This window comes from Vibrio sp. 10N.261.55.A10 (assembly GCF_041470825.1).
Classification (GTDB): domain Bacteria; phylum Pseudomonadota; class Gammaproteobacteria; order Enterobacterales; family Vibrionaceae; genus Vibrio; species Vibrio crassostreae_C.
This window is the reverse complement of the sequence record NZ_JBFRNC010000054.1, coordinates 1-26,844: the sequence shown is the minus strand read 5'-3', so window position 1 is coordinate 26,844 and position 26,844 is coordinate 1. Positions and strand designations below refer to the sequence as shown.

At 43.8% G+C, this 26,844-nt stretch carries 22 protein-coding genes and 1 pseudogene; 12 read left to right on the top strand and 11 right to left on the bottom strand.

Going from position 1 to position 26,844, the window contains the following annotated elements:
• The first annotated feature begins 77 nt into the window (after positions 1 to 77).
• Both AB4274_RS16775 and AB4274_RS16770 read left to right on the top strand, forming a co-directional pair.
• Positions 78 to 1,766, top strand: a complete 1,689-nt coding sequence (locus AB4274_RS16775; RefSeq protein WP_136973756.1) for an AMP-binding protein — start codon at positions 78 to 80, stop codon at positions 1,764 to 1,766.
• A 338-nt stretch (positions 1,767 to 2,104) separates the two neighbouring features.
• Positions 2,105 to 3,010 carry a LysR substrate-binding domain-containing protein gene (locus AB4274_RS16770; protein ID WP_372074603.1) on the top strand — a complete coding sequence of 302 codons (906 nt, stop codon included), beginning with the start codon at positions 2,105 to 2,107 and terminating at the stop codon, positions 3,008 to 3,010.
• A gap of 130 nt (positions 3,011 to 3,140) precedes the next feature.
• Here the strand turns inward: AB4274_RS16770 and AB4274_RS16765 are convergent, their stop codons facing one another.
• Entirely contained in the window at positions 3,141 to 3,347 is a 207-nt protein-coding gene (locus AB4274_RS16765) for a DUF1127 domain-containing protein (RefSeq protein ID WP_017063291.1), read from the bottom strand.
• Positions 3,348 to 3,450: 103 nt separating this feature from the next.
• Between AB4274_RS16765 and AB4274_RS16760 the strand changes: the two genes are divergently transcribed.
• The 7 genes from AB4274_RS16760 (at position 3,451) to AB4274_RS16730 (ending at position 10,322) form a co-directional block, all read left to right on the top strand.
• Positions 3,451 to 4,401 (top strand): LysR substrate-binding domain-containing protein, encoded by a 951-nt coding sequence (locus tag AB4274_RS16760; protein WP_065584041.1) that lies wholly within the window; start codon positions 3,451 to 3,453, stop codon positions 4,399 to 4,401.
• A gap of 45 nt (positions 4,402 to 4,446) precedes the next feature.
• On the top strand, positions 4,447 to 4,662 hold the full coding sequence (locus AB4274_RS16755) for a VF530 family DNA-binding protein (protein ID WP_102319916.1): 216 nt from the start codon (positions 4,447 to 4,449) through the stop codon (positions 4,660 to 4,662).
• 237 nt (positions 4,663 to 4,899) lie between these two features.
• Positions 4,900 to 5,538 (top strand): response regulator transcription factor, encoded by a 639-nt coding sequence (locus AB4274_RS16750; RefSeq protein ID WP_102319915.1) that lies wholly within the window; start codon positions 4,900 to 4,902, stop codon positions 5,536 to 5,538.
• A 171-nt stretch (positions 5,539 to 5,709) separates the two neighbouring features.
• Entirely contained in the window at positions 5,710 to 6,294 is a 585-nt protein-coding gene (locus AB4274_RS16745) for a hypothetical protein (RefSeq protein WP_372054894.1), read from the top strand.
• 88 nt (positions 6,295 to 6,382) lie between these two features.
• Positions 6,383 to 7,063 (top strand): molecular chaperone, encoded by a 681-nt coding sequence (locus AB4274_RS16740; RefSeq protein WP_102319913.1) that lies wholly within the window; start codon positions 6,383 to 6,385, stop codon positions 7,061 to 7,063.
• Positions 7,064 to 7,073: 10 nt separating this feature from the next.
• On the top strand, positions 7,074 to 9,464 hold the full coding sequence (locus AB4274_RS16735) for a fimbria/pilus outer membrane usher protein (RefSeq protein ID WP_372054892.1): 2,391 nt from the start codon (positions 7,074 to 7,076) through the stop codon (positions 9,462 to 9,464).
• Positions 9,465 to 9,467: 3 nt separating this feature from the next.
• On the top strand, positions 9,468 to 10,322 hold the full coding sequence (locus AB4274_RS16730; RefSeq protein ID WP_102319911.1) for a hypothetical protein: 855 nt from the start codon (positions 9,468 to 9,470) through the stop codon (positions 10,320 to 10,322).
• Between the two features lie 232 nt (positions 10,323 to 10,554).
• On the opposite strand, the gene fusA is transcribed toward AB4274_RS16730, so the two are convergent.
• Both fusA and radA read right to left on the bottom strand, forming a co-directional pair.
• The gene (gene fusA, locus AB4274_RS16725) at positions 10,555 to 12,642 is read right to left on the bottom strand and encodes an elongation factor G (RefSeq protein WP_372112669.1); all 2,088 of its coding nucleotides are present in this window, start codon (positions 12,640 to 12,642) and stop codon (positions 10,555 to 10,557) included.
• A 235-nt stretch (positions 12,643 to 12,877) separates the two neighbouring features.
• Positions 12,878 to 14,257, bottom strand: coding sequence for a DNA repair protein RadA (gene radA, locus AB4274_RS16720; RefSeq protein WP_017063288.1), 1,380 nt, complete (start codon positions 14,255 to 14,257; stop codon positions 12,878 to 12,880).
• Positions 14,258 to 14,418: 161 nt separating this feature from the next.
• Between radA and AB4274_RS16715 the strand changes: the two genes are divergently transcribed.
• Positions 14,419 to 16,764: a PilZ domain-containing protein gene (locus AB4274_RS16715; RefSeq protein ID WP_017066978.1), complete on the top strand. Its 2,346-nt coding sequence runs from the start codon at positions 14,419 to 14,421 to the stop codon at positions 16,762 to 16,764.
• 122 nt (positions 16,765 to 16,886) lie between these two features.
• Here the strand turns inward: AB4274_RS16715 and serB are convergent, their stop codons facing one another.
• A complete protein-coding gene (gene serB / locus AB4274_RS16710) occupies positions 16,887 to 17,867 on the bottom strand; it encodes a phosphoserine phosphatase (protein ID WP_017058828.1) in 981 nt (326 codons plus the stop codon).
• 109 nt (positions 17,868 to 17,976) lie between these two features.
• Here serB and AB4274_RS16705 point away from each other — a divergent pair, with 109 nt between their 5' ends.
• Positions 17,977 to 18,588 carry a YtjB family periplasmic protein gene (locus AB4274_RS16705; RefSeq protein WP_076655999.1) on the top strand — a complete coding sequence of 204 codons (612 nt, stop codon included), beginning with the start codon at positions 17,977 to 17,979 and terminating at the stop codon, positions 18,586 to 18,588.
• Positions 18,589 to 18,685: 97 nt separating this feature from the next.
• On the opposite strand, the gene deoD is transcribed toward AB4274_RS16705, so the two are convergent.
• The 7 genes from deoD to AB4274_RS16670 all read right to left on the bottom strand — a co-directional run bounded on the left by deoD (position 18,686) and on the right by AB4274_RS16670 (position 26,031).
• Positions 18,686 to 19,405, bottom strand: coding sequence for a purine-nucleoside phosphorylase (deoD, locus tag AB4274_RS16700; RefSeq protein WP_017063285.1), 720 nt, complete (start codon positions 19,403 to 19,405; stop codon positions 18,686 to 18,688).
• Between the two features lie 64 nt (positions 19,406 to 19,469).
• A complete protein-coding gene (locus tag AB4274_RS16695; RefSeq protein WP_372112667.1) occupies positions 19,470 to 20,690 on the bottom strand; it encodes a phosphopentomutase in 1,221 nt (406 codons plus the stop codon).
• A 76-nt stretch (positions 20,691 to 20,766) separates the two neighbouring features.
• Positions 20,767 to 22,095, bottom strand: coding sequence for a thymidine phosphorylase (deoA, locus tag AB4274_RS16690; protein WP_017063283.1), 1,329 nt, complete (start codon positions 22,093 to 22,095; stop codon positions 20,767 to 20,769).
• A gap of 223 nt (positions 22,096 to 22,318) precedes the next feature.
• A complete protein-coding gene (gene deoC, locus AB4274_RS16685; RefSeq protein WP_010436196.1) occupies positions 22,319 to 23,095 on the bottom strand; it encodes a deoxyribose-phosphate aldolase in 777 nt (258 codons plus the stop codon).
• 520 nt (positions 23,096 to 23,615) lie between these two features.
• Positions 23,616 to 24,878, bottom strand: coding sequence for a NupC/NupG family nucleoside CNT transporter (locus AB4274_RS16680; RefSeq protein ID WP_017058833.1), 1,263 nt, complete (start codon positions 24,876 to 24,878; stop codon positions 23,616 to 23,618).
• A gap of 204 nt (positions 24,879 to 25,082) precedes the next feature.
• Positions 25,083 to 25,895, bottom strand: a complete 813-nt coding sequence (locus AB4274_RS16675; protein WP_372112666.1) for a TatD family hydrolase — start codon at positions 25,893 to 25,895, stop codon at positions 25,083 to 25,085.
• Positions 25,876 to 26,031, bottom strand: a complete 156-nt coding sequence (locus tag AB4274_RS16670; RefSeq protein WP_017066983.1) for a DUF5363 family protein — start codon at positions 26,029 to 26,031, stop codon at positions 25,876 to 25,878. The genes AB4274_RS16675 and AB4274_RS16670 overlap by 20 nt, the downstream gene beginning before the upstream one ends.
• A gap of 165 nt (positions 26,032 to 26,196) precedes the next feature.
• On the opposite strand from AB4274_RS16670, the pseudogene AB4274_RS16665 reads away from it, so the two are divergent.
• A pseudogene (locus tag AB4274_RS16665) lies at positions 26,197 to 26,844 on the top strand (hypothetical protein); the annotation flags it as partial.

Sequence of the window (26,844 nt, the reverse complement as noted above, 5' to 3'; positions counted from 1 at the left end):
AAAAAATCATGGTACATTTAACATGATTTTAACAAAAATAACCAAAAATAACTTAGCGAAAAACATGGAGTTAGACAATGATTCAGCCTAACGAGTTTAGCCAAGAACAAGCAACAGCTCTCCCTACACCCAATGACATGATTTTAAAATGGGCAGAAGAACGCCCAGATGAAGTCTATTTGAAACAGATTATTAACCGCCAATTTGTCGAATTTACTTATAAAGAAGTAGCCGACAAAGCACTGAAATTAGCGTCAGCATTAGAAGGACTCGGAGCCCAACCTGGCGATCGAGTCGCTCTCGTATCGAAAAACTGTGCAGAATGGTTCATCTGCGATCTTGCCATGATGTTAGGAGATTTTGTCAGCGTCCCAATCTTTCCTACAGCGGGTGCAGATACCATTCAATACTGTATTGAACACAGTGAATGTAAAATTGTGATTGCAGGTAAGCTTGACGATCCTAAAGCCACTCAAAAAGTACTTGATGACAATCCGAGCTTAGTGAGTATTTCACTGCCATACGACAGCGCAGCGAAGTGCCAACACACTTTCGAACAGCTCATTGATACACATGAACCATCAACCAAACGCCCTCAGCATCACGACGATAAGCTGATGTCACTTGTTTATACATCGGGTACATCAGGGCTACCAAAAGGCGCAATGCTCACCTACGGCGCGTTTACTTGGTCTGTTCAAAGGTTGATTGATCATATTGGAATCCAACCTGGCGATCGCCTGTTTTCTTACTTACCACTTGCTCATATTACAGAACGCGTTTACATCTTTGGTTCTTCAGTGATGGGGGGCGTGGTTACGGCTTTCCCTGAATCTTTAGACACCTTTATTGATGATGTGAAAATGCATCGCCCTACACTGTTTATCTCAGTTCCTCGCTTATGGACTCTGTTCCAGCAGCGAATCCAAGACAAATTACCACAGAAGAAACTGAACTTCTTACTGAAGATTCCGTTTATCAACAACATCATTAAGAAGAAACTTGCTGATGGCTTAGGGTTAGACCAAGCTCGCGTTCTTGGATGTGGTTCTGCACCTGTATCACCCGCTCTACTCGCATGGTATGAGAGTGTTGGCCTGCACATTACCGAGGCATGGGGCATGACAGAGTCTTTCGCCTACAGCACGCTCAACTACCCATTCAGAGCCGATAAAATTGGTACGGTTGGTAATGCAGGTCCAGGGATCGAACTCAAAATAGCTGAAGATGAAGAGATTCTAGTTCGAGGCAAAGGCTTATTCTCTGGTTACTACAAGAATGATATTGCAACCCAAGAGTCTTTTAACTCGGATGGTTGGCTTCATACCGGTGATATCGGTGATATCGATAGTGAAGGTTACCTAACGATTCGTGGGCGTAAGAAAGATACCTTTAAAACCGCTAAAGGTAAGTTTGTTGCCCCTGTACCAATCGAAAACAAACTGTTTGAGTACAGCCGCGTAGAAATGATGTGTTTGATAGGTCTTGGCCTACCTGGTCCAATCCTACTTGTGGTACCGCATGACTTCCCTAATTTCGATCGAGCTCGCTATGAGAAAACGACAAAGCGCGTTATCGAGAAAATGAACGAGCAGCTTGGTTCACACGAGAAGATCAAAGGTGTATTGATGATTAAGGAACCATGGAGCATTGAGAATGGCGTGTTAACCCCGACTCTCAAAATCAAGCGACATATCCTTGAGCAGAAATACCATGAAGTTGGTCATAACTGGCCGAAAGATAAATTGGTGGTTTGGGAAGAATAATTAAAATCGAGAGGGAGCCATTATGGCTCCTTTTTTGTAAGCTCACATTATAAGTACTTAGTATAATCCGCAGCATCACTACTCTCGTAATCTAAGCCGACATCCTTTCTCATTCGATGACTTAACGATTCCAAGCAAACAACTTGTCTAGATTTAGTCGGCTTCCTCACCTTAGTATTATCATTGATTTTAAGTACCTGAGTAACAAATATACCGACCCAGCAGGTTATTGCTTTCATGTTCTCTCTCTTGTATTCCCTGTTTATTTATCGCTATTATGAAAACAACCTGTTCGATAAGCGAACAATCATTATTAACAAGAACTATAAGCTGAGATTATGGACAATAGACTGCGTCACCTTTCAGGCCTCCGTTACTTTGAAGTTGCAGCACGCTTGAGCAATTACAGTAAAGCGGCTGAAGAGCTGTTCGTCACTCAGGCAGCAGTCAGCCAGAAGATTCGACAGTTAGAAGAACAGGTTGGATGTAAGCTCTTTATTCGTAAGGGGCGTGCAATGACTTTGACACATGAAGGGCACACACTTTTTAGACATGTCTCTGATGGATTTCAAGAGGTTCTGCTGGGGTTAAACAAGATCCAATCAGAACCTATTCAAGGGTTGCTTGTTGTTAGAAGTCCCCCTTCTTTTGCTTCTCGTTGGTTGCTGCCTAGGTTGTGGAAGTTCTCGGTAAAACACCCAGAGATCCCAATTAAGGTGCTCACAGGGTCTGACACCCCAAATTTAAAACATGGTGAGATTGACGTGGCTATTCTGCAGGGCGAAGATCTGTGTGTTGAAGAAGGCTTAACTCTTGAGATGCTAATCAACGAACCGGTTTACCCTTTTTGCTCCCCTGAACTCGCAAACTCTTTGAACTTCACATCACCTGAACAACTCCTCAAATGTTGGCTGATTCAGTTTGATAGCGGTTGTTTCCCGTGGGAGGAATGGTTTAGGCAAGCAAACATATCGACTCAAAGCAGCACCATTCAGTGGATGGAAGTAGGAACCTTTGATATGGGGCTAACCACGGTCATGGCAGGGCATGGGGTTTGCTTGGCAACAGACAGCTTGGCTGGTGACTTCATCGAACGCGGCTTGTTAGTGAAGCCCTTTAATATTGGCATGACACCTGGTGTTCAAGTAAACCTATGCTTTGATCCTAACTCCCCGAGAGAAGAACGCATTACCGCGTTCACCAATTGGTTGCACGAAGAAGTAAACGAGCTATTGGAGAGTTAAATCTCATCTCCCACTTCTTTATATAAACTATAAACTTAACTCAACATAGAACGGTAACGTAAACCTGCCGACACCGACAAAACTATGTTGAGTTAAAGCAACGTCGAGTTAAAAGCTACGTTGCCTTGAATCACTCCCAAAATGACTTCTTCAGTTCTTTCTCGACTTGTTCCGACGTAATCCCGATATCTCTAAGTAAATAATCGGGTAGCTCAGACAGTTGCTTTCTGGTTCTACGATTTTGAAAGTACAGGCTTAATTTAGAATAGAATTTCTTAATTGATAATGATGACAAAAATGAATGGTTGGTATTTGCTGTTGCTGTGATCGTATTCATAGCCTTTCTCCTGTTGATCTTTTGCTTTGTTGTGGTCAATAATCAACCAGCAGAGCAACGTCGACAAACGATAGATACTGGCATTCAGTTAAGGAAAACTAATGTGAGAGAGCGTACCCCACCATTCCAAGGGATCTACTATTTTTATACGGCAGCTGAAACAGGCAGTTTTAAGCTCGCCGCACAAAAGCTATTTGTCACGGCTGCAGCAGTCAGCCAACAAATTCGCCAACTTGAAGAATGGTTAGGCGCAGACCTGTTTATTCGCCAGCACCGAAAAATAGTATTAACTCATGAAGGTGAAGTGCTCTATCTACAAGCGAAGAAAGGCTTTGCTCATATTCAAGATGGAGTAAGACGAATAAACCAAGACCCCAACCCCACTCAGTTATCGATTTCGACCGTACCCTCTTTTGCACAACATTGGTTAGTGCCTAGAATTGGCGACTTCCGCGACCGTCACCCAGATTTATCTATGTTAATAGAACCGACCAACAAACTGGTTACCTTTGAAGACTCAGCTGTCGATGTCTGTGTTCGATATGGTCATGGTAACTACCCAAATATTGAATCACGTTGGTTAATGGACGAAGTTGTTTACCCTGTCTGTCATCCTATCTATCAAGAAAAATATGGAATCTATGACATCAGCGATCTGCATAAAGCAGAGTTAATTGAAGACCGTTGGCCTGATATGGATTGGAATCTATGGTTAGACGTTGCTGGGGCGAAGGCAGGACGTTCATCATTGCAATTTGACGGCTCACATTTTGTTTTAGAGGGTGCATTATCCGTTCAGGGCGTTGCCTTGGTTAAGCACAGCTTGGTGTATCGCTATTTGCAGGAAAAGAAACTCGTCCGAATCGGTAATATCGCGCTGAAGCCTAAATACAATTACTTTTTATGCGCGCCTCCAGGTTACTTCCATCGAGAAAAGATAAAACGCTTCGAAGAATGGATGCAGACTCAAGTTAAATTGTTTGGTGATACAGGTAGAGAAGAGCTTTCGATTATCCACACCGATTACGAACTCAAATGGTCGGATAATTCATAAAGCGAAACTGGTATACTTAGCTCAAATAAATGGCGAGAACATCTCATGACACAAGACAATAATCCACTTCACGGTATCACTCTACAGAAGCTACTGACTGAATTGGTTGAACATTACGGTTGGGAAGAGTTGAGTTACATGGTGAACATCAACTGCTTTAAAAAAGACCCAAGCATTAAATCGAGCTTAAAGTTTTTGCGTAAAACAGATTGGGCACGTACCAAGGTAGAGCAAATCTACATCCAACTAAAAACTAGCTAGTCCCTACCTTTAACAAACGCACCATTTACGGTACTAAAGTATGAACCCATTGGTGCGCATTCCATTCAATTTTATTATTTTCCTTTGAAAATCAATAATTAAAACAAATAGCACATCCATTCCATTGAATAATGCTCAATCAATACTAATATTATTGAACCAGAGACAGTGGGATAACTCCCCATTAACCTAGCGATTAATAAAGATTTTGTGTATGAGTAAATAGAGAGGTCAATCATGGAAGTTGATTCTGAACTCGCGTTAGACATTCATGTCCTTACCCGCAATAATTCATACTATAGGGTGATAAAAGACCTACTTTCGGTATCTATTCCTAGCGCGCAAATCACTCATTCCCAATGCTTTGTGCAAGTACCGAAACTCGAACCTGAAACGGTTGTTTTATTTGATATTCAAACAATGCCATGCCCCAAAAGATACGGATTTATCCTACATGAACGAAACGAATTTTGGTTAGCAGTCAATGTGAATGACAATACCTCTACAGTATGGCTAGAGAAAGGCTTTTCAGGGCAAGTCGGTCAGCACTTTGAGTTTATATCGAAAGCAATTTTATCTGTTTATCAAGAAGATATATGGTTCCCAAGGTCAGTGTTAAATAAGCTGGTTTCTTCCTATCAAAGCAATGAGCCTAATTATGAATCAGCTTGCGAAAATATAATCAATTACAAAGAGTTAACTAAAAAGGAAAGGGATACCTGCACATTGATGCTAAAGGGGCTTTCAAACTCTCAGATTGCATCTCAGCAGCACGTCAGTATCAATACAGTGAAAACTCACTCATCAAACTTACTTCGTAAATTAAACTTACGATCGAGATATGAACTTCTTGCTCAAGTAAAAAGCGCTAACTAGGTAGCAACAAGGTTAAATCAAAAGAAAAATGAATTATGACAAAACTCATTCTAAACTCACCCTATGCAAACGATATTTTTCACTCCATGTGATGAGGTTTGACTAACCGTTCCCTCGTAGTCTTTAGAGGCGATGCACAGATATGCATCTTAACTAACGAGGGATTGAGTTATGAAAAAGTTACTTCTTGCTACTGCTGTAGCAGCCGCTTCACTTTCTTTTGGCGCTTCTGCGGTTCAATTTAATAATGCTGTGGACTTTACGACACTGAGTAACACGGACCAAAAAACGATTCGAATTGAAGGCCGAGTTCCAAAACGCTGTCTACTGCGAATAGGTAAGAAAGATGTGAAGAATAACGTTCTACGCAAAGCGAACAAAGTGCACGAGGATTCATGGTCCAATGGCTTCAACAATAAGGAAGTTTTGGTAGGTAACTTGCGTGCATGGTGTAACTACGGAACTGATTTGGAGTTTTCAGTAACAGCTTACCAGCTAAACGGCGTAACCAAGCACAATATGAGTGAAAAAATTAACTACGCAGTGAAAATTGGTTCAGATACGGTGGCGAACACCGAAAACGACCATGGCATGGAGGTAACGGCGTCGCCAATTCCATCATTGGGCGAACACTTGGTGAACAAAATCAACAAGCATCCAATTTATGTACAACCTGAAGATTCAGGCTTTGCACGAGCAGGTAAATATAAAGGTAAAATCAAAGTGAGTCTTGCTGCAGCAGGTCCAGCAAGCTAATAACCGAATGACGCTTTATGGATAATGTCTTTTAGGCAAGAAACTTGGCTCGGTTCTCGAGCCAAGTTTATTTTATGGAGAAATATCAATGACTAGGATTATAACTCTTCTATTTTCTTTATTGTTCAGCTCAGCCCTTTTCGCGTACGAAGTCAGCCCAATCTATCTAGAACTTGATGATGTTGGTCGAAATGCACAAGGCTTGTATAAAGTGACTAATGTGGAAGAAGAACCAATCCTCTTAGAAGTAAATGTCTATCAAACTGATTTTTCTACTGGCGAAGAAATTTTAACACCATCGGAAGATGAGTTTCTCGTCCTTCCACCTCAAGCTAAAATTGACGGGCAAAAATCTCAGACTTTCCGCGTACGTTACATGCCAACAGGACCTATAAAACAAACCGTCACCTACCGTATCGTCTTTTCGCAAATTGAACTAGAAAATCAAATTGAGGAAGATGACGACAGTTCTATTTCCATGTTATTAGAGTTTGCGACTTTGGTTTTTGTCTCTCCCACATCCAGTAAATCAATTCCAACTACTACACTCCAAAATCGCCAGGTTGCTATCCGTAACGATGGCAAACGAGTACTGAACATGAATGGTATGGAGTTCAGCTTCTCTGGTGACAAAGCAAACAAAACGGTCGATTGGGAAGTATTAAGTAAAAAGACAAGCGCTTACTTAATGCCAGGAACAACCGTCAAGTACACCTTACCAAGTGAATTAGGGCAGCCAGAGAAAGTTTCTGTTAAAACAATAGACTAGTGAGGTTTTCATGAAAAATCTCATTTTATGTCTCACTCTCATTACTGTTATACAAACCGCGCTCGCGCAAAGTTGGTTGTTCCCATTCCCAGTAACTTGGGGGGAAAACACTATCGGCGAAGTAAATGCGTATTCTGATGGTATGACTGTTGGATCCATTAACGTAGAACAGCTTGTGCAGGCAACTGAAAAGCTGATCAACCCTGAGACATTGGTGGCGCTACGAAATTTCTCCGAAGAGTACATTACGATAGAACAACTGAACCATATGGGTATCAGTGCAACCTTCAATTCCTCCGATCAAAATATTAACCTAGTTATTGATGAAACCGCTGCTGCTGAGTTTTTGCTTTCGTTTGGTAGCAAATATGAACCCGCCCAATACTCAGAAAGCGCTTTTTGGACAATGCAAAATACATTAAATGCCAGTACTGACTACTCCTTGTTTAACGACTCTAATACAGAGGACACCCAAACGTGGCTTGGTGAATGGTTATTAAAAACCAATATTGGCGGCGTTCGAGGCGCTAATATTGACATTTCCGGTTTTGTTACTGGTGGTAACGATATCAACTCTGACGTCTATCGTGGCGAAGCTCGTCTTTTCTTCGATGAACCGACAACCCCTTTTCGACTTACCTTTGGCGATGTAACCCAAGCAAGTGCCGGACACCTTCCTAGTACACCTCTCGGTGGACTTGCTTTTGAACGTTTGTACCAAGACTTACAACCTACCCGGAATATCCAAAATGGCGGAACTCAACCACTGGTACTGAATGAGAGTGCTGATATAGAAGTCTATATTAACGACGTTTTTCTCACTGAAATTCGCTTACCTCCAGGTCGATATACACTAGACGACTTGCCTCTCGTTTCTGGTACCAATGATGTTCGGTTGGATATTAGTTATCAATCAGGTCGAACCGATACCATCGTTTATAGCCAGTTCTTTAACTCGCGTTTGTTACGCGAAGGTATTTCAGATTTTGGATTCTACTCTGGTTTAACGTCGACGATTGAAGATAACAACTTTAAGTATGACGACGAGCAATGGGTAACTTCTGGTTATTATGACTATGGTATTAGCGATACCTTAACAGCCGGTGCAAACGCTTTGTATCACCCTGAAGGACAGCAACTAGGCGTGATTGCAACAATAGGTTCTGATTGGGGGAATTTAGGCGTTAGAGCTTCAGCACAAAACAACAAGCCCAATAACGATACAGGTAGCATCTACAGCTTAGATTATTCCCATCAACTATGGGGAACAGACAGTTATGGCTCCCCAAACTTTCGCCTTGGTAGTGAATACCAGGATAATTATTTTGCACTACCCTGGCAGATTGCAGATGCGAGTACTGGACTTCGTGTCTTTTCAAACTACGTTTTCAGTATTACGGATAACCTTAGTTTAATCCTGAGCGGTGACTATCGTGATTTTGAAGAGGCTGAAGTGCAATGGCAGGCTTCTACTGAAGTTGCTTGGCAATTTTATAATATATCACTCTCTGCTGGTATAGAGAAAGAAGATAACCCAAATGAAAACATTGACGAAACCCGTTTTACTTTTTCAGCAGATTGGGACTGGAACTCTGACAATGGAGAATACAATGCAAATATATCCTACTCCAACGAACCAGATACCTATCGAGCTCAATTTCAACGCCCATCAGAGGACTATACGGGCAGTTATGGCTATGCGATGACTGCTGAAGGCGAGAGCGACTCTCAAACTTACTCTTTCGAGGGTAATTATGTGGCAAACCGTTTTATCACAGATGCTAAGGTTTCTCACCTAGCATTTGATAACTCAGCAAACTACCAAACCGCTTCTTTACGAGCAAGTACAGCGCTTACCCTGGCTGACGGTAACTTAGCTTGGTCACGTCCCATCAATGGTCCAGTGGCAATTATTGCCGTTCATAACTCGTTAGATGCTGATGTAGAAATTAATGCGGTTGCAGATGATCCTGCAGAAGCAATATCTACCTATACTATTAGTAATGCCGTTCAGTTGTCTGGAGGGCACCAATTGTCCAGTATCTACATTGATGTGCCAGACGCACCGATAGGTTATGACTTTGGCGACCACGAGTACAGCATTACGCCAGGATCACAAACAGGCCATCTAATAAAAATCGGATCGGCAGCATCGAAAACCATCATTGGTAAAATTGAGATCGGACAAGAAAAACCATTAAAGCTCTTCCAAGGTCAGTTGGTTGGACAACAGAAAACGTATGAATTTTTCACTAATCGATCAGGCAGGTTCGTTGTGGAAGGCGTTGCACCGGGCAACTACACCATCGTCATAGATGGCTTTAGCCCAACAAAATTGAACGTCCCAGAAATCAATGACAACCTGATTTATCTACCAACTTTACTTATTAAAGAGGGATAAACCATGAAACACTTTCTAAAGATCTCAGTGTTCGGTTTAGCCATGTTATCTCAACCAATTTGGGCCGCCGAATGCAATGGCAAGTGGATGCTAAACATCGACAGAAGCAATGTTGAATTTAAGCGAGATTTAGGCGCTTATATTCCTGTTTATTTAGAGTTGTCACGTGATATTCAGAACTGTCGATTCCCAATGGCCATAGTATCGGTCAACAATAAACAATCTAGCTACTTAAGTTCAATTGGAACGAATTTGCCCCTTACTATTCTGGACAAGAACTTCCGTCAATTGAGTCACTTTCCTAGCAAAGGTTTTCAACTACCTCTGGATAATAGCCAAAGGACGAAGTTTTGGATAAAGGTACCAGAAGCTAAAGTAGCAGCATCTGGTAACTATAACGGACTTCTTGAAGCCTCTATTTCCTTAGATAGAAAGCAAGAGACCAAAAATGCCAAAGTTAAACTCAAAGTCCCAGCGTTTGTAGCTTTCAACTCAGTGCCAAATGCGCCACACGTTCAACGTTCAGGGAGCTCAGGTTATCGCTTCCAACTTGGTGATCTTGAATCTAACCGCACCTACCGTTCTGATTTTGATCTTCTTTCAAACTCGAATGTAAGGTTAGTTGTAAAGCAAAAATATGGAGAGTTAAAGCAGAAGTCGGAACCCAATATCTCGATCCCATATACGTTGCGATTTAATAATGCTTTGGTAAACCGGAAGTCAGTTTATACCTTCTCAAACAATGATGAAACCAAGCGTTGGGGGCTCCCCCTTGAAGTAATGCTAGGTAACATAGACTTTGCGAGAGCTGGTAAATATCAAGATACGATAACGGTTGAAGTTAAAGCTATGCCATAGATACACGTGATGAAGAAACCTACGGTTTAGTCAGTGGACAGCTAAAAATATTAACGAACACCGTATATGGCTCTACCACTATCCTATGAAAAGAAATTAATGCATCACTGTAACTTTAAGTTTTTGGATATAAGCACTTAAGATAAGAGAGCAGAATTAGTTTTGTTGAAAATAAAAAGCCCCGCAAGCTTTCACTTGCGGGGCTTTTTTAGCTAATTGAGAAAAGGGCTAATTACTTACCAGCTTCTTTTTCTGCTTTAACTTTTGCAATCACTTCGTCAGCAACGTTAGTTGGACATGGTGCGTATTGTGCGAATTCCATAGAGAATTGGCCACGACCAGAAGTGATAGTACGTAGGTGACCGATGTAGCCGAACATCTCAGAAAGAGGTACGTCAGCTTTAATACGAACACCAGTAACGCCAGCTTGTTGATCTTTGATCATGCCACGACGACGGTTAAGGTCACCGATAACATCACCAACGTGATCGTCTGGAGTGAACACGTCAACGTTCATGATTGGCTCAAGAAGTTGCGCGCCAGCTTTAGGCATAGATTGACGGAATGCGCCTTTCGCTGCGATTTCAAATGCGATAGCAGATGAATCGACTGCGTGGAAACCACCATCGAAAAGTTCAACTTCAACGTCTAGAGTTGGGAAGCCAGCTAGTACGCCGTTTTCCATCATAGATGCGAAGCCTTTCTCAACTGCAGGCCAGAATTCTTTAGGAACGTTACCGCCCACAACTACAGAGTTGAACTTGAAGCCAGAACCTGCTTCGCCTGGTTTGATACGGTAATCGATCTTACCGAATTGACCAGAACCACCAGATTGCTTCTTGTGCGTGTAGCTATCTTCAATTGCTTGAGTGATAGTTTCACGGTAAGCAACTTGAGGAGCACCTACAGTTAGGTCAACGCCGTATGTACGCTTAAGGATATCTACCTTGATGTCTAGGTGAAGTTCACCCATACCTTTCAGGATAGTTTCGCCAGTCTCTTCGTCAGTCTCAACTTGGAAAGATGGATCTTCTGCAACCATTTTACCGATCGCGATACCCATTTTCTCAGAACCGCCTTTATCTTTTGGAGATACAGCGATTGAGATTACTGGGGTTGGGAATACCATTGGCTCAAGCGTTACTTGGTGCTTAGGATCACATAGAGTGTGACCAGTTTGCACGTTCTTCATACCAACGATCGCAATGATGTCACCAGCTTGTGCGCTAGTTAGTTCGTTACGGTCATCAGCTTGCATCTCAACCATACGGCCAACACGTTCTGTCTTGCCAGTGAATGAGTTAAGAATCGTGTCACCTTTGTTCAGTTTACCAGAGTAAATACGAACGAAAGTTAGAGCACCGAAGCGGTCATCCATGATTTTGAATGCAAGCGCTTTGAAAGTCTCTTCTGTAGAAACGATAGCGTGTTCGCCAGTTTCTTCACCGTTCTCATCCATTAGAGGCTGAGGGTCAACTTCAGTTGGTGCTGGTAGGTAATCTACTACAGCATCAAGGATAAGTTGCATACCTTTGTTCTTGAACGCAGAACCACAGAACGTTGGGAAGAATGCGATATCACGAGTACCTTTACGGATACAACGCTTAACGTCTTCAATAGAAGGCTCTTCACCTTCCATGTAAGCTTCCATTAGGTCATCGTCTTGCTCTACAGCAGTTTCGATTAGCTCTTCACGGTATTGCTCAACGTCATCAACCATGTCCGCTGGAACATCTTTGATTTCGTAGTTTTCAGGAAGACCAGTGTCATCCCAAACGTATGCTTTACGGCTTAGTAGGTCTACAACACCAACGAACTCGTCTTCACGGCCGATTGGTAGAACCATTACTAGAGGAGTTGCACCTAGAACGTTTTTAACTTGGTCAACAACGTTGTAGAAGTCTGCACCCATACGGTCTAGTTTGTTAACGAAGATCAGACGAGATACTTCTGATTCGTTAGCGTAGCGCCAGTTAGTTTCTGATTGAGGTTCAACACCACCAGAACCACAGAATACACCGATACCGCCATCAAGAACTTTAAGAGAACGGTATACTTCAACTGTGAAGTCAACGTGTCCAGGAGTATCGATAACGTTTAGACGGTGATCGTTCCAAAAACAGCTTACAGCTGCTGATTGGATAGTAATACCGCGCTCAGCTTCCTGTTCCATGAAGTCAGTCGTTGATTCGCCATCATGTACTTCACCAGTCTTGTGGATTTGACCAGTTAGCTTAAGGATACGCTCAGTGGTAGTTGTTTTACCCGCATCAACGTGCGCGAAAATACCAATGTTTCTGTATTTCGATAAATCTGCCATTGTCTTACTCTGTTAATAGGATATAAAATGCGCGCAGAGTATATCACAATCTGTGAAGACTGATAGCTTTGCATGCATTTGGGACTAAAAAACTTTGCCTTTTTCTAACATATAGAAAAAGGCAATCTGTAGAAACAATCTAAATGATTGTTTAGTTTAGTGCTAATCTAAAGCGCAATTGGCGTTTTAAGTTAGACTGAATTTCTGCTGTATAGAGTAGCTGAAGTGAGCTCAATTACAACTCATCAAAAGCATTAATTGCTTCTGATAATTTTTTCACGCCATGGATCTGCATTCCTGGAATACCTCCCTTAGGCATGTTAGCCGCCGGTACAATCGCTTTCTTGAAGCCGTGTTTAAATGCCTCATTAAGACGCTCTTGCCCACTTGGTACCGGTCGAATCTCACCCGCTAGGCCTACTTCTCCAAATACCACCACATCTTTTGGCAATGCGCGATCTCTGAAACTTGAAAGTAGAGCCATCACCAACGCAAGATCAGCACTGGTTTCGGTTACTTTAACACCACCGACGACATTCACAAACACATCTTGGTCAGCCATTTGTAAGCCGCCGTGTTTATGCAGCACCGCTAATAACAACGAAAGCCTGTTTTGCTCTAGGCCGACAGCGACACGACGCGGGTTAGCCAGCTGGGAATAATCCACCAGCGCTTGAATTTCAACAAGCAATGGACGAGTACCTTCCCACACAACCATCACCGAACTGCCCGAGGTTTCTTCTTCACCACGAGACAAGAAGATCGCCGATGGGTTGCTGACTTCTTTTAGTCCTTGGCCTGTCATAGCAAACACGCCAAGCTCATTGACCGCACCAAAACGGTTTTTGTGGCTGCGCAGTGTTCTAAAACGGCTATCGGTTCCGCCATCCAATAGAACAGAACAGTCAATAATGTGCTCAAGCACTTTTGGCCCGGCTAAGGTGCCGTCTTTAGTTACGTGTCCCACTAAGAACACAGCAACGTTATTCTGTTTTGCGTAGCGCGTTAATGCGGTTGCCGATTCACGAACCTGAGCAACACTGCCCGGTGAAGACTGAACATCAGCAACATGCATAACTTGGATGGAGTCGATAACCATGATCTTAGGTTGTTCTTTTTCTGCAACCTGACAAATCTTATCCACGTTCGTTTCTGAGAGCATCTTTAGGTGCTCTTTTGGCAATCCAAGTCGAGACGCACGCATCGCGACTTGTTGCAGAGATTCTTCCCCGGTTACATAGAGAGTCGGTAATTGAGAAGAGAGCTGACACATGGTTTGTAATAGCAGCGTTGATTTACCGGCACCCGGGTTACCACCAATCAGGATCGCAGCACCCGGTACGACACCACCACCAAGTACGCGGTCTAGCTCTTTAAAGCCACTGCTAAAACGTGGGACTTCTTGCAGATCGATTTCTGACAGCGTTTGAACCGAAGATTCAGTTGCACCGCCCGCATAACCACTCAATCGTTCATTACGTGCGACCTGAGGTGAAGCGGCTAACCTAACTTCTGTAATCGTGTTCCAAGCACCACATGCATTGCACTGCCCCTGCCAACGTGGAAAATCGGCACCACAGTCATTACATACATAAGCTCGCTTTGCCTTCGCCATAAAACCTCAATAATTTACTCAATTACACAATGATGTTGTCAATTTGTGACTTATTTGACCGTACGGATGAAAATAAAAGTTGCAGTCATACCACTTATACTTAAAGATCGATTTAAACTAGTCGATAACATAAACGCACCGTCCATTCTAACAAGAAAAGTATGCAGCAATCTGAAATTCTATCTGTAGCAGAACGTTTAATCCCGGCTTACCACGCCGAAGATTTCGAATTCCTTCTTTCTCAAATGACAGAAGGGGAATCGCCGTCTCTGAAGCTGCTCGTTAAAATGGAACTGAATCGTATCATGGCTCCGTGTACAAAGAGCATTGATTTACGCGGGCGTATTGATAATGAGTGTCGTCAGTTCACTCTCGATGGCCGTAAGCACTGGCTCGATGATATCGCTTTAAACGCATATCAACGTGGTACGAAAAAGTTTAAAGGTTACACAGAAGGCGCATGGGAGTTAGTAATGACTCCGCGAACTCAGCCTCTGAGCGTTGTTAAAACATCTTCTCAAGGTAACCACGACATTACTAGCGCCAATAGCCCGTACGAAGCGGAAGCTATTAACCTAGGTTACGACTTAAAACGCCAAGAGAACAGACTCAAGATTAGCTCGCAGGTCGAGATCACCACATCGAAAGGGCAAAGCCTACATGGTGTAACGGTTGATATCTCCCCGTCGGGTGCAAAGTTCAAAGTACCGAGCGCCTTTCGATACAACCTCGGCGAGATCATCAGCGTTAAGTTCTCAGAGCTTATCGAAAAGTCCCAAGAAAACGATGTTAACCAAGCGGTTGAATTTCGTGTTTTGGGTATCGACGAATCTTATGAGAACAACGCGGTCAAATTTCTAAGAACCATCAAGGTAAGCGACAACAATATTGTGGCTCGCTTACTCGATGAGTCTTTAAATAGCACCAGTAAGAAAACCAGCCATGAGAATCAAGATAGGATTATTCGAACTCGTACTCGAGGAATCGAACACACCTATCTAAAGCATACTTGTAACCTACCCCTGTTTTTCAGCGGCAGCGAACTAAAGCTTGCCCTACTGACGGATAACAACCATCCATTATGGCAATATTGGCACGACGAACGAAATCAACAAGCGCTGGGTACCCTGTTCAACGAGCAACGTATGAACCTGTTGGCGAAACCAGGAGTGAAGGGAACCAGTAACGTTATCTACTCTTTTACCCATGAACACCAAAACAAGACCTTGTTCTATTCAATGATGCTGCCTGAAGCCTCTCGTGAACAAAGACAGCTGTTCTGGCACATCGGTGGCAAACGTAAAAGTTGGAAGGCGTTCAAGTTCTCGGTTTTCGAACTTTCAGACACTGAGCGACAAGCATTAGCTAAACACTCGGATACGCTGGCTCAAAGCTCAGCTCAACTGACGCATTGCGGAATCTTGCAAGAGATTGGCGATCACGAAAGTGCGGCGGACTATCTTCTGAGTGAAAAGCCACGCATTCCAAGCAGTGAATTGAACCGCTTCCGTCACCCGCGTACTGTCGTCGGCAATATTCAAAGCATCTACTTTGACTCTCAGACTCGTCGTAAAGAGCCGAGATACCAATTTAAGTCACCGTTGCAACTTACATCACAAGATGGCGCAGCGGCGAACGGACACACCTTAGATATCTCGAAGCGTGGACTGAGTATTAGCCTTGAACATCCTATGGTACTCAAGATTAATGATCCGGTATTAGTGAACTTCAATGAACTGCAGCTATATGACAAGAACTTGCCACTGAGCACTGTGCCTTACCATGTGATTCGAGTGAGCCCGAATGGCCGTAACGTGCAGTTGGTTATTGCCGAGAACGCCAAGACAATGCGTACCATCGCTTTCCTTAATGGGCTTATCGATCAAAACCAAAGTAAGCTGATTAAGAAGCAAGAGATACTGCCAACGCATTCGCTACTCGAATCACTGCACAACATTTTGTTGAGCAAGATGGTCAGCAACCCAATATTCATTGATAAGCCAAGTTCAACGCTGCGCTGTAAGATCATTGGTGTGAATTTCCCACTAAATAAACATCTAACGTTACTCGCTAAACTTGGTCACAACCAAAAGTTCTCACTCGAGCCAATCTTCAAGGGTCACACCAACTCACTGTTGGCTGAGCCACTAAAAAGAATTGAAGGTGCGGAGCCTAAGCATCATGACGTGTACATTGCTGCAGTGAAGTTTGGCGACAAAATCCAGTCGGTACACACCAAGTTGGTCAAAGACTTCGCCTCAGCAAAGGAACGCATCTTATTCATCAAGAAAGCGCAGCACTTAGGTGATGTGTATGTATTGCGAGTCACCACGGCACCTATCTTTAATCCGCTAACGAGTTTATTCCAGTCGGATTTAGAAGAGCTTTCACGCATCAGTATGCATCAAGCTAAGAAGCTAGAGAATGAGGTGACGGCGTTTATCGGTTATGGCGAGATAGAGGACATTACCGATGAAGTGCTGATTCGATTGGAGCTAACACGCTAGCCTCGAGTGGCGTATTAACTTAAGCATGAAAATTGAAAAAGCAGGCTGATAGCCTGCTTTTTTTGTGTCTGAGCCACTATTGCTAAATAAGATACATAGCCAATAGCACTTAGGTAGAGCCCCTAAGGTTTCGCTTGCCAGCTGATCTTCTGTTGCTTAGCCAATACACCCGACAAGATACACAGCACACCGCCTAAACCTGCGTAACGAACAGCGGTTTGAGCTTGTTGCTCTACTTTCGGTTTCGCGTGATAGGCAATACCTAAACCTGCAGAACCCATCATAACCAAGTCATTAGCACCATCACCAACGGCAACGGTATTGTGCAGTTCCAATTCGTATTCTTCAGCTAACTCTACCAAGATATCCGCTTTGGTCTGCGCCGAAACAACATCGCCTAAGACTTCACCCGTCAACTTACCGTTGACGATCTCAAGCGTGTTTGATTGAGCATGGTCTAGATCAAGGGTATCTTTCAGGTAGTCAGAGAAGTAAGTAAAACCGCCTGATGCAATCGCCGTTTTCCAGCCAAGCTTATTTAGAGTATTCACCAGCCCGACCAAGTCTGGCATGAATGGCAATGACTGACGCACTTGCTCTAATATCGATTCATCCGCACCTTTCAGTGCTCCTACTCGCTGGCGTAGGCTCTGTTCAAAGTCGAGCTCGCCTTGCATTGCTCGTTCTGTGATTTCAGAGACTAACTCTCCCACTCCAGCTAGCTTGGCAATCTCATCGATGCATTCAATTTGAATCGCTGTGGAATCCATATCCATCACGATCAAACCTGGCTTAGATAAGTCTGGGACCTCGCTAAGGCAAGCATAATCAAGCTTTAGCGCTTGGAGGATTTCTTCGTGTGCTGGCGTTAGATTGCCTGACATCAAAGCCACTTCATAATGCCCAACCTTCCACGTATCGAGGATGGTGTTGTAAGTGCCAGTGAAAAAGTCGATGTCATCGAAAGATTGTGGAGATAGGTACTCACCAAACACAATCCAATTGGCCTTGGATTTAGCGAGTTGAGAAGCGAAACGAGTCTCGGGGAGTCGAGTTAATAATGTCGTATGCCTTTTTATCGGCAGATATTTCTGAGCGTCCATGTGTATGATTCCTAATTAACTATGCTAAACGTTAACCTATTGCAATTTGAAAACGCAAGTCTCAATATGTCTTAATCATAACATTTGTTTATTTCAGGCTTCGTGAAACATGAATGAATCATTGTTCTCAATACGTAACGCTTTACGAATGCTAGCCCTCATTTTGTTGGCTACCATGTTCGTTGTAACGATTAAAAATACGGTCGTGATCAGTAAAGGTAACGAGAAGATCCAAGCAAAACAGTTGGAAACTCTTACCAAGCTGCTTATCTCTCAGGCATCACTTTCAGCCAGCAAGATGATCACGCAACAAGACCAAGAGCGATTGCTTGATCTGACTAACCAGCTATCTCAAGACCGACTGGTGTTCGATACCACCATCTATGATGCAGAGGGTATTCGACTGGCTTCGAGCGAAAAAGCCCTCTCGGTACGTGAGGTTCTTGGCTTAGATACGCCACTTTCAACAGCAAGTATCGGTAGACAACAATTAGTTGAACCTATTTATTCACCAGAGAAGACGATCATCGGCTTTATTCGAGTGACCTTCGAAACGGGTAAGATGACTGCAATTTCTGATCACCATTATCGCAAAAGTGATCGCTACATGATCGGTATGGTGTTGATGGGGTTTGTGAGTGGCGTGTTGTTCATCATGCTGATTCGCAGAAGACCGACTAAGTCTGGTGAGAACTTACTGTTGAAGAATGTAAGCTCATAACGACTAAGCTCCAAAGATCCAATAAAAAGCCCCGACGCTCAGGCAGCAACGGGGCTTTTTGTTATCTGTTAACTTATCAAGCTAAGACAAATCAAGATTATTCTTGGTCACCAAGCAACACTGAGTCCAGTGCGATAACCATCATGTCGTTGAAAGTCGTTTGACGTTCATCTGATGTCGTTTGCTCACCAGTCTTGATGTGGTCAGACACAGTACAAATCGTTAGAGCTTTTGCGCCGTATTCAGCACATACACCATAGATACCTGCCGCTTCCATCTCTACGCCAACAATGCCGTATTTGTCCATTACTTCGAACATCTCTGGATCTGGCGTGTAGAACAGCTCAGCCGAGAACAGGTTACCGACTTTTACGCCGACACCGAGAGCTTTGGCTGCATCTTCTGCCGCGCGCACCATTTTGTAATCCGCAATCGCCGCAAAGTCATGATCTTTAAAGCGAATACGGTTCACTTTAGAGTCAGTACATGCGCCCATGCCGATCACCACATCACGCACTTTGATATCTTCGCTCACTGCACCACAACTACCTACACGAATGATCTTCTTCACACCAAAGTCTTTGATCAGCTCAGTCGCGTAAATAGAACAAGATGGAATGCCCATACCGTGTCCCATTACCGAAACCTTACGACCTTTGTAAGTACCGGTGTAACCAAACATGTTGCGAACGTCGCACACTTGAACCACTTCTTCTAAGAAGGTTTCAGCGATGTATTTAGCACGTAGCGGGTCACCTGGCATTAGAACTACGTCAGCGAAATCACCCATTTCAGCATTAATATGTGGAGTAGCCATTGAAAATATCCTTAATCTCAAAACAAAAAAGAAGAGAGAGGTTTCCCTCTCTCTTAGTTAACCATTACAGAAAGCTTGTACCGTATCCCATTGGCGATGTGCCAAAGTATGACGCTAAGCTTTGACCGATATCAGCGAAGGTATCACGACGGCCTAGAGAGCCTGCTGGAACCTTGTTACCGTAAACAATCACAGGGATATGTTCACGAGTATGGTCTGAACCCGGCCATGTTGGGTCACAACCGTGGTCTGCAGTTAGGATAAGCACGTCATCTTCTTTCATCATATCGATGATTTCATTGATGCGGCCATCGAAGTACTCAAGCGCACCTGCGTAACCGGCAACATCACGACGGTGGCCGTATGCTGAATCGAAATCAACGAAGTTAGTGAACACGATAGTGTTGTCGCCCGCTTCAGTGATCGCTTCTTTGGTTGCTTCAAATAGCGCTGGAATACCTGTTGCTTTGGTTTTCTGAGTGATACCACAACCTGCGTAGATATCAGAGATCTTACCGATTGAGTGAACGTTGCCGCCCTTCTCATCAACCAGCTTCTGAAGTACCGTCGCCGCTGGTGGCTCAACAGAAAGGTCACGACGGTTACCAGTACGTTCGAATTGACCTTTACCTGCACCAATAAACGGACGAGCGATAACACGACCAATGTTGTAGTCAGCTAGCTCTTCACGAGCAATCTGACAAAGGTCTAATAGGTTTTGTAGGCCGAATGTCTCTTCATGACATGCGATCTGGAAAACAGAGTCTGCAGAAGTGTAGAAGATTGGCAGGCCAGTCTTCATGTGCTCTTCACCTAGGTTATCTAGGATTTCCGTACCAGATGAGTGGCAGTTACCCAAGAAACCAGACAGGCCTGCACGCTCAAGGATGCGGTCAGTCAGTTCTTTTGGGAAGCTGTTCTCTTTGTCGGTGAAGTAGCCCCAGTCAAACAGTACAGGAACACCTGCGATTTCCCAGTGACCTGATGGCGTGTCTTTACCAGAAGACAGCTCAGCAGCGTGACCGTAAGCGCCAATGATCTCAGCGTCTGCATCCATACCAGGAGCAAAACGACCCGTAGACTCTTTGTGAGCCATCGCTAGACCTAGCTTAGACAGGTTTGGCAGTGCCAGTGAACCTTTACGATCTGCATTGTCTGCAAGACCTTGGTCACAATGATCTGCGATGTGGCCCATAGTGTCAGAACCTACATCACCAAATTTGTCTGCATCCGCTGTTTCACCGATACCGAATGAATCTAAAACTAAAATAAATGCTCTTTTCATTTTCTTCACCAACTTATTGCTCTTTGCACCAGAACTCTGTTTATCGGTATACGCGAGGTATACCGATACCTGTTATTTACACGTCTTCAGAACGAATCTGACGGTAAACGTCTGGCGTTGCTGTATATTCTCCGCCCACAGTGATTGCATTTTGTAATGCTGTTGCAGCTTCTTGCCACTGTTGTTCGTTGCGAGCATGAATCATTGCTAATGGCTTATCTTCACTTGCTACTTCACCTAGGCGAATGAAGTGATCAAAACCGACTGCGTAATCAATGCTGTCAGTTGCTACACGACGACCGCCGCCCATACCAACCACAGCCATACCAATTGCACGAGTATCCATTGCTGATACCACACCGCTTTCTAACGCGTACACTGGCTTAATAATGTCTGCTTTTTCTAGGTAGTTATCGTAGTTCATTACGAAATCAACTGGACCACCAAGGCCCGCTACCATTTTACCGAAGCACTCTGCTGCCTTACCGTTATCCAGTACTGCCATCAGTTTTTCGCGCGCTTCGTCTGAGTCTTTAGCTAGGTTACCGAGCACCAGCATTTCAGCACACGATGCTAGAGTGATCTCTAACAAGCGAGGGTTACGGTATTCACCCGTTAGGAACTGAACCGCTTCACGAACTTCTACTGCGTTACCCGCTGAAGAAGCCAGCACTTGGTTCATGTCCGTTAGGATTGCTGTTGTTTTAGTACCCGCACCGTTTGCTACTGCAACGATAGATTTCGCTAGCTCTTCAGATGCTTCGTAAGTCGGCATGAATGCGCCTGAACCTACTTTTACATCCATCACTAGAGAATCAAGGCCCGCAGCCAGTTTCTTAGATAGGATTGAAGCCGTGATCAGCGAGATGTTATCGACTGTTGCTGTGATATCACGAGTTGCGTAAACACGCTTGTCAGCAGGAGCTAGATCGCCTGTTTGACCGATGATAGCCACGCCAGCATCTTTCGTTACTTCACCGAACACATCGTTGGTTGGTGTAATGTTGTAACCCGGAATAGATTCCAGCTTGTCTAGCGTACCGCCAGTGTGGCCTAAACCACGACCAGAGATCATTGGAACGAAACCGCCACATGCTGCCACCATTGGGCCAAGCATCAGAGAAGTAACGTCGCCAACACCACCAGTAGAGTGTTTATCAACGATTGGGCCATCAAAGTTCATGTGGCTCCAGTCAATCACCATGCCTGAATCACGCATTGCACACGTTAGTGCGATACGTTCTGGCATCGTCATTTCATTAAAAAAGATAGCCATTGCGAATGCGGCAATTTGGCCTTCAGAAACCGTGTTCTTAGCCACACCTTGAATGAAGAAGTTAATTTCTTCAGCTGTTAGGACTTCACCGTCACGTTTTCTGCGAATAATTTCTTGAGGTAGATACATTAGTGCCTCCCAAACTCTAGTGAGTATGGTTTGTAGGGAAAAGAGGTAATATGGAGTGGCTTGACGCCACTCCATCAAACAGACTTATTATGTTCAATACTCTAAATATTTGGCGTTGCAGTTAGGCGACCAGTGAGTTCATTCCTATGAGCATAGAGGCTCTATGTGATTAGGAGGAACTTACGCAGTCAACAACGCTGCGGTGTCAAATATGACGAGTAAATTAGTATGCTGCTGGATCAGCAGTCTGGTCTGTCACTTCTAATGTATTAAGAAGGTTAGTTAGTAGGCTTGATGCACCAAAACGGTAGTGCATGTTGTCTGCCCACTCAGCGCCTAGTAGCTCATCAGCCATTGCTAGGTATAGTGCTGCATCTTCAGCAGTACGTACGCCACCAGCTGGTTTGAAACCAACTGTTTTAGCAACGCCCATGTCACGGATAACTTCAAGCATCATGCGCGCGTACTCTGGAGTCGCGTTTACTGGCACTTTACCTGTTGAAGTTTTGATGAAGTCTGCACCTGCTTCGATACAGATTTGAGAAGCTTTCTTGATTAGTGCTTCTTCTTTCAGTTCACCTGTTTCGATGATCACTTTAAGCGTGATGTCACCACAAGCTGCTTTACACTGTTTAACTAGCTCAAAGCCAACTTCTTCGTTGCCAGCAATAAGAGCACGGTATGGGAATACTACGTCAACTTCGTCTGCGCCGTACGCTACCGCTGCTTTTGTTTCTGCAACAGCAATTTCGATGTCGTCATTACCATGAGGGAAGTTAGTTACAGTCGCAATGCGTACTTCTGGAGTACCTTGCTCACGCAACGCTTTCTTAGCTGCTGGGATAAAGCGAGGGTAAATACAGATTGCAGCGGTGTTGCCTACTGCAGTCTTCGCGTCATGACAAAGCGCCACTACTTTTTCAGTAGTATCGTCGTCATTTAGCGTAGTTAGGTCCATAAGTTTAAGTGCACGTAGAGCTGCTGCTTTTAAATCGCTCATTTCTATCTCCGATCAATATATTCAAATAGTTAACTACTTCGCCCTCCATCCAGTATAGATGGATATTTTAGTAATGCTCAGTAGCCACAAATGAACGGACTTGGTTCCCTGAAGACTTGATAACTTTCGCTACCAATTGCAATCCTTGTCACCGCACAGTACCAGTTTGGTCTATGGCACAACAAATCAGTCATGTTGTGTCTAACATCTATAGCGTATCGCTAATTTTGGCTTAATCCCAGAAGAATAACGTTCGAGTTGATTTCGAGGTTACTTTCTTGCCAACAGAGACATCCTATCCCTTTAGCTTATACATTATAGGTATCCATCAATAAATTGTAGTGCTCCTTAGAACGCAAACGGTTTGTATCTCAAAAAAACATTCTAGACCCTACATCGAATCTAAGCATAAGCGCGTGCATATACTAAAAACGGCAGGCCTAAAAACAAAAAAGCCCCGCAGCAATTTCTTGCTACGGGGCGATATTATTATGGCGTCTATATATCGATTTCTAACTAATTAGAAAGACAGGAAGAAGCCAGCAATTGTTGCTGCCATCAGGTTAGATAGAGTACCAGCAATTACCGCTTTAACACCCATACGTGCGATGTCGTGGCGACGGCTTGGTGCAATACCACCTAGACCACCTAGAAGAATCGCAATTGAAGAAAGGTTTGCGAAACCACATAGTGCGAATGCGATGATAGCTTGAGTCTTCTCAGACATCACTTGACCAGTTGCTGCAACAACTTGAGCGTTTTCACCAACGTATGGTACGAAGTTTAGGTATGCAACGAATTCGTTAACAACTGTCTTCTGACCAATGAAAGAACCAGCGATAGTTGCTTCTTCCCATGGAACACCAATGATGAATGCTAGCGGTGCGAAGATCCAACCTAGAAGAAGTTCTAGAGTTAGGTTTTCCATACCGAACCAACCACCGATGCCACCTAGGATACCGTTGATTAGAGCAATTAGACCGATGAATGCTAGTAGCATTGCACCAACGTTAAGTGCTAGTTGTAGACCAACTGATGCGCCACCTGCTGCTGCGTCGATAACGTTAGCTGGTTTGTCATCGCCACCGTCCATTTCGTCAGCGATGTTGTCGTCTGGCGTATCTGTTTCAGGCTTGATGATTTTAGCGAATAGTAGACCACCTGGTGCTGCCATGAATGATGCTGCTACAAGGTACTCTAGAGGTACACCCATAGATGCGTAACCCGCTAGTACACCACCAGCTACAGAAGCCAAACCACCACACATTACTGCGAATAGTTCAGAGTTAGTCATTTTAGGAACAAATGGACGAACAACTAGAGGTGCTTCAGTTTGACCAACGAAGATGTTTGCTGCTGCAGACATAGACTCGGCGCGAGAAGTACCTAGAGCTTTCTGAAGACCACCACCAAGAACTTTGATTACAATTTGCATAACACCAATGTAGTAAAGTACAGAGATAAGTGCAGAGAAGAAAATCAGAGTTGGTAGTACTTGGAAAGCAAAGATGAAACCGATACCGTCAACTGAGAAGTTAACTAGGCTGCCGAATAGGAAACCAGTACCGTCTTTACCGTAGTCGATCACGTTTGCTACACCAGCAGAGAAACCTGCAAGTAGATCACGACCCCAAGGGATGTAAAGTACGAATGCACCAAGTGCGAATTGGATAGCGAAAGCGCCACCCACTGTTCTTAGATTAATAGCTTTGCGGTTGTCAGATAGTAGTACTGCGATTGCGATCAGTGCAACCATTCCGACTAGGCTCATAAACAGGCTCATAGTTTATGACTTCCTTATTAGTTATTTATTGGCGTGTTACAAAATGGGGCTATAAAGCGGAGGCAATTATACTCATGCGACCACTAATAAAGTAATGCCGTCCTCACACTTTCGTAGAAGATTCATGTACCATTCACACGCAAATGTGACCCAAATCACAAGCTCAGTGCAATTTACGCAAACGATAAACAAAAACCTTCGATTTTATTCACATATACCGAATGCGCGATGGCTATTTTGCCAAATTTGCGCTGCAATCGATTGCTTTGGCTCTTTTCTAAGCAAAAAAAGTTCATTTAAGATCGTAACTAAACATTTGGAATGATTAACATTTCCTTGGTTTCCATACATGGGCATGTCCGGAGCATCCGTTTCCAATACCAGACATTCAAGGGGCAATTTTGCGATGGTTGTGCGTGTTTTTTGCGCTCTTGGGTAAGTTATCGTTCCACCGACGCCAATATAGAAACCGAGCTTGATCCACGCCAAAGCTTGCTGTTCACTCCCAGAAAAACCGTGAATCACACCACCTAAGGTGAACTTATGCTGCTTTATTAGCTCGATAAGTCGGTTGTAAGACTTCCTCTCATGGATGATTAAAGGCAGGTCAAACTCCTTGGCAAGCTCCATTTGTTGGATGAAAAAGCGCTCTTGTTTCTCTCGTTCAACGTCCACAAAAAAGTCGAGCCCGCACTCACCTATCGCGACACATTGGCTGTTTTTTGAAGCGAGTAATTGGCGAAGTTCCGAAAATTGTTCGTCATTGGCCGGTTCTAAAAAGTAAGGATGGAAGCCTAATGCATAGTAAATATTGGGGTGAGATTGAGCGATTTCATCGAGCTTCCTCCAGTTACGTTGGCCGATAGAAGGGATGATTAACTTCTCGACTTGCGCTTGTTTCGCTTCTTTAAGATAGCCATCAATAGTTTGATCAGGTGTAAAACCTTGCTCAAACGCCTCAAAATCCGCGTGGCAATGAGTATCAAACAGCGGAAAGTCACTTATTTGCTGTGTCATTTTCCCTACTCTCCATTTGTTTCCCTTGAGGATCACGACGATAAGCAACACAACTGCGCTTGTTCTCAGGCGTTAAGCCAAGCTCTTCACACCACTTATCATATCTTTTAACCCAAGTTTTTATCCAACCCAACATACTTACCTCAAGTCTCAACCTAAAAAGCGCAAATGCATAAATTAGATTTATACATCAACACTAGCTGGCTATATTGTTGAAAATCTCACCACAGCGAATAATAAACGCACTTGCCAAGGAGGCATTGATAGCAAGACGCTCCATTCAATAACGAGATCCTACTTTATGAAAGCATCACTCTTAGCCATATCAATTTCTAGCGTATTAGCAGCACCTGCTTTTGCTTCTGCACCTCAAGTTGACGTAGAACTAGCAAACCAACAAACACTTCAACTTATTGACGAGCAGATGAACGCTATCGATGCTTCTGTTCAGTATAAATTAAACGAACAATATGCCAATGCTACTCCAGGCACGACAGCTACAGTCGATGATGTAACTTACGAAAAACAATCTAACGGTACCTGGGCTGCAGTTGGTGCCGCCTCGGCTGCGTTGGTTGCAGGGCTGTTAAGTAGTTCTTCATCTTCCAGTTCATCTGACAACGGTAATACAATCCCAGAGCTTCCAGTCACTACTTCAATGGACAGTGTTGGTACATGGAAAGTCGCGGATAATGACAGTGGATATATTGTGACTCTTGTTGGGCAAGAGGTTTATGTTGATTCAAGCAATGTGACACTTCACAACGATGGCACAGCAATCATTGTCGTGAACGATCGCAAACTTATAGTAGGAATCAATGGAGATGAGCTTTACCGAGTAGATCAAGTTACTCGTCCAGAAATGAATGAGCCAACATTTCCGGGAGAGCCTATCGAACCTGGTATTCCTACAGTTACTCCTGGAACCAGTGAAATGGATTACGTCGCA

Bases quoted from the DNA above. Each gene is read 5' to 3' on its own strand.
- AB4274_RS16770 (WP_372074603.1), top strand. From the start codon at position 2,105: ATGGACAATAGACTGCGTCACCTTTCAGGCCTCCGTTACTTTGAAGTT.
- AB4274_RS16670 (WP_017066983.1), bottom strand. From the start codon at position 26,031: ATGTTGGGTTGGATAAAAACTTGGGTTAAAAGATATGATAAGTGGTGT.
- AB4274_RS16775 (WP_136973756.1), top strand. From the start codon at position 78: ATGATTCAGCCTAACGAGTTTAGCCAAGAACAAGCAACAGCTCTCCCT.
- AB4274_RS16695 (WP_372112667.1), bottom strand. From the start codon at position 20,690: ATGAAAAGAGCATTTATTTTAGTTTTAGATTCATTCGGTATCGGTGAA.
- deoA (WP_017063283.1), bottom strand. From the start codon at position 22,095: ATGTATCTACCTCAAGAAATTATTCGCAGAAAACGTGACGGTGAAGTC.
- AB4274_RS16745 (WP_372054894.1), top strand. From the start codon at position 5,710: ATGAAAAAGTTACTTCTTGCTACTGCTGTAGCAGCCGCTTCACTTTCT.
- AB4274_RS16735 (WP_372054892.1), top strand. From the start codon at position 7,074: ATGAAAAATCTCATTTTATGTCTCACTCTCATTACTGTTATACAAACC.
- AB4274_RS16750 (WP_102319915.1), top strand. From the start codon at position 4,900: ATGGAAGTTGATTCTGAACTCGCGTTAGACATTCATGTCCTTACCCGC.
- radA (WP_017063288.1), bottom strand. From the start codon at position 14,257: ATGGCGAAGGCAAAGCGAGCTTATGTATGTAATGACTGTGGTGCCGAT.
- AB4274_RS16675 (WP_372112666.1), bottom strand. From the start codon at position 25,895: ATGACACAGCAAATAAGTGACTTTCCGCTGTTTGATACTCATTGCCAC.
- AB4274_RS16705 (WP_076655999.1), top strand. From the start codon at position 17,977: ATGAATGAATCATTGTTCTCAATACGTAACGCTTTACGAATGCTAGCC.
- AB4274_RS16715 (WP_017066978.1), top strand. From the start codon at position 14,419: ATGCAGCAATCTGAAATTCTATCTGTAGCAGAACGTTTAATCCCGGCT.
- deoC (WP_010436196.1), bottom strand. From the start codon at position 23,095: ATGAGCGATTTAAAAGCAGCAGCTCTACGTGCACTTAAACTTATGGAC.
- AB4274_RS16755 (WP_102319916.1), top strand. From the start codon at position 4,447: ATGACACAAGACAATAATCCACTTCACGGTATCACTCTACAGAAGCTA.
- AB4274_RS16680 (WP_017058833.1), bottom strand. From the start codon at position 24,878: ATGAGCCTGTTTATGAGCCTAGTCGGAATGGTTGCACTGATCGCAATC.
- serB (WP_017058828.1), bottom strand. From the start codon at position 17,867: ATGGACGCTCAGAAATATCTGCCGATAAAAAGGCATACGACATTATTA.
- AB4274_RS16730 (WP_102319911.1), top strand. From the start codon at position 9,468: ATGAAACACTTTCTAAAGATCTCAGTGTTCGGTTTAGCCATGTTATCT.
- AB4274_RS16740 (WP_102319913.1), top strand. From the start codon at position 6,383: ATGACTAGGATTATAACTCTTCTATTTTCTTTATTGTTCAGCTCAGCC.
- AB4274_RS16765 (WP_017063291.1), bottom strand. From the start codon at position 3,347: ATGAATACGATCACAGCAACAGCAAATACCAACCATTCATTTTTGTCA.
- deoD (WP_017063285.1), bottom strand. From the start codon at position 19,405: ATGGCTACTCCACATATTAATGCTGAAATGGGTGATTTCGCTGACGTA.
- fusA (WP_372112669.1), bottom strand. From the start codon at position 12,642: ATGGCAGATTTATCGAAATACAGAAACATTGGTATTTTCGCGCACGTT.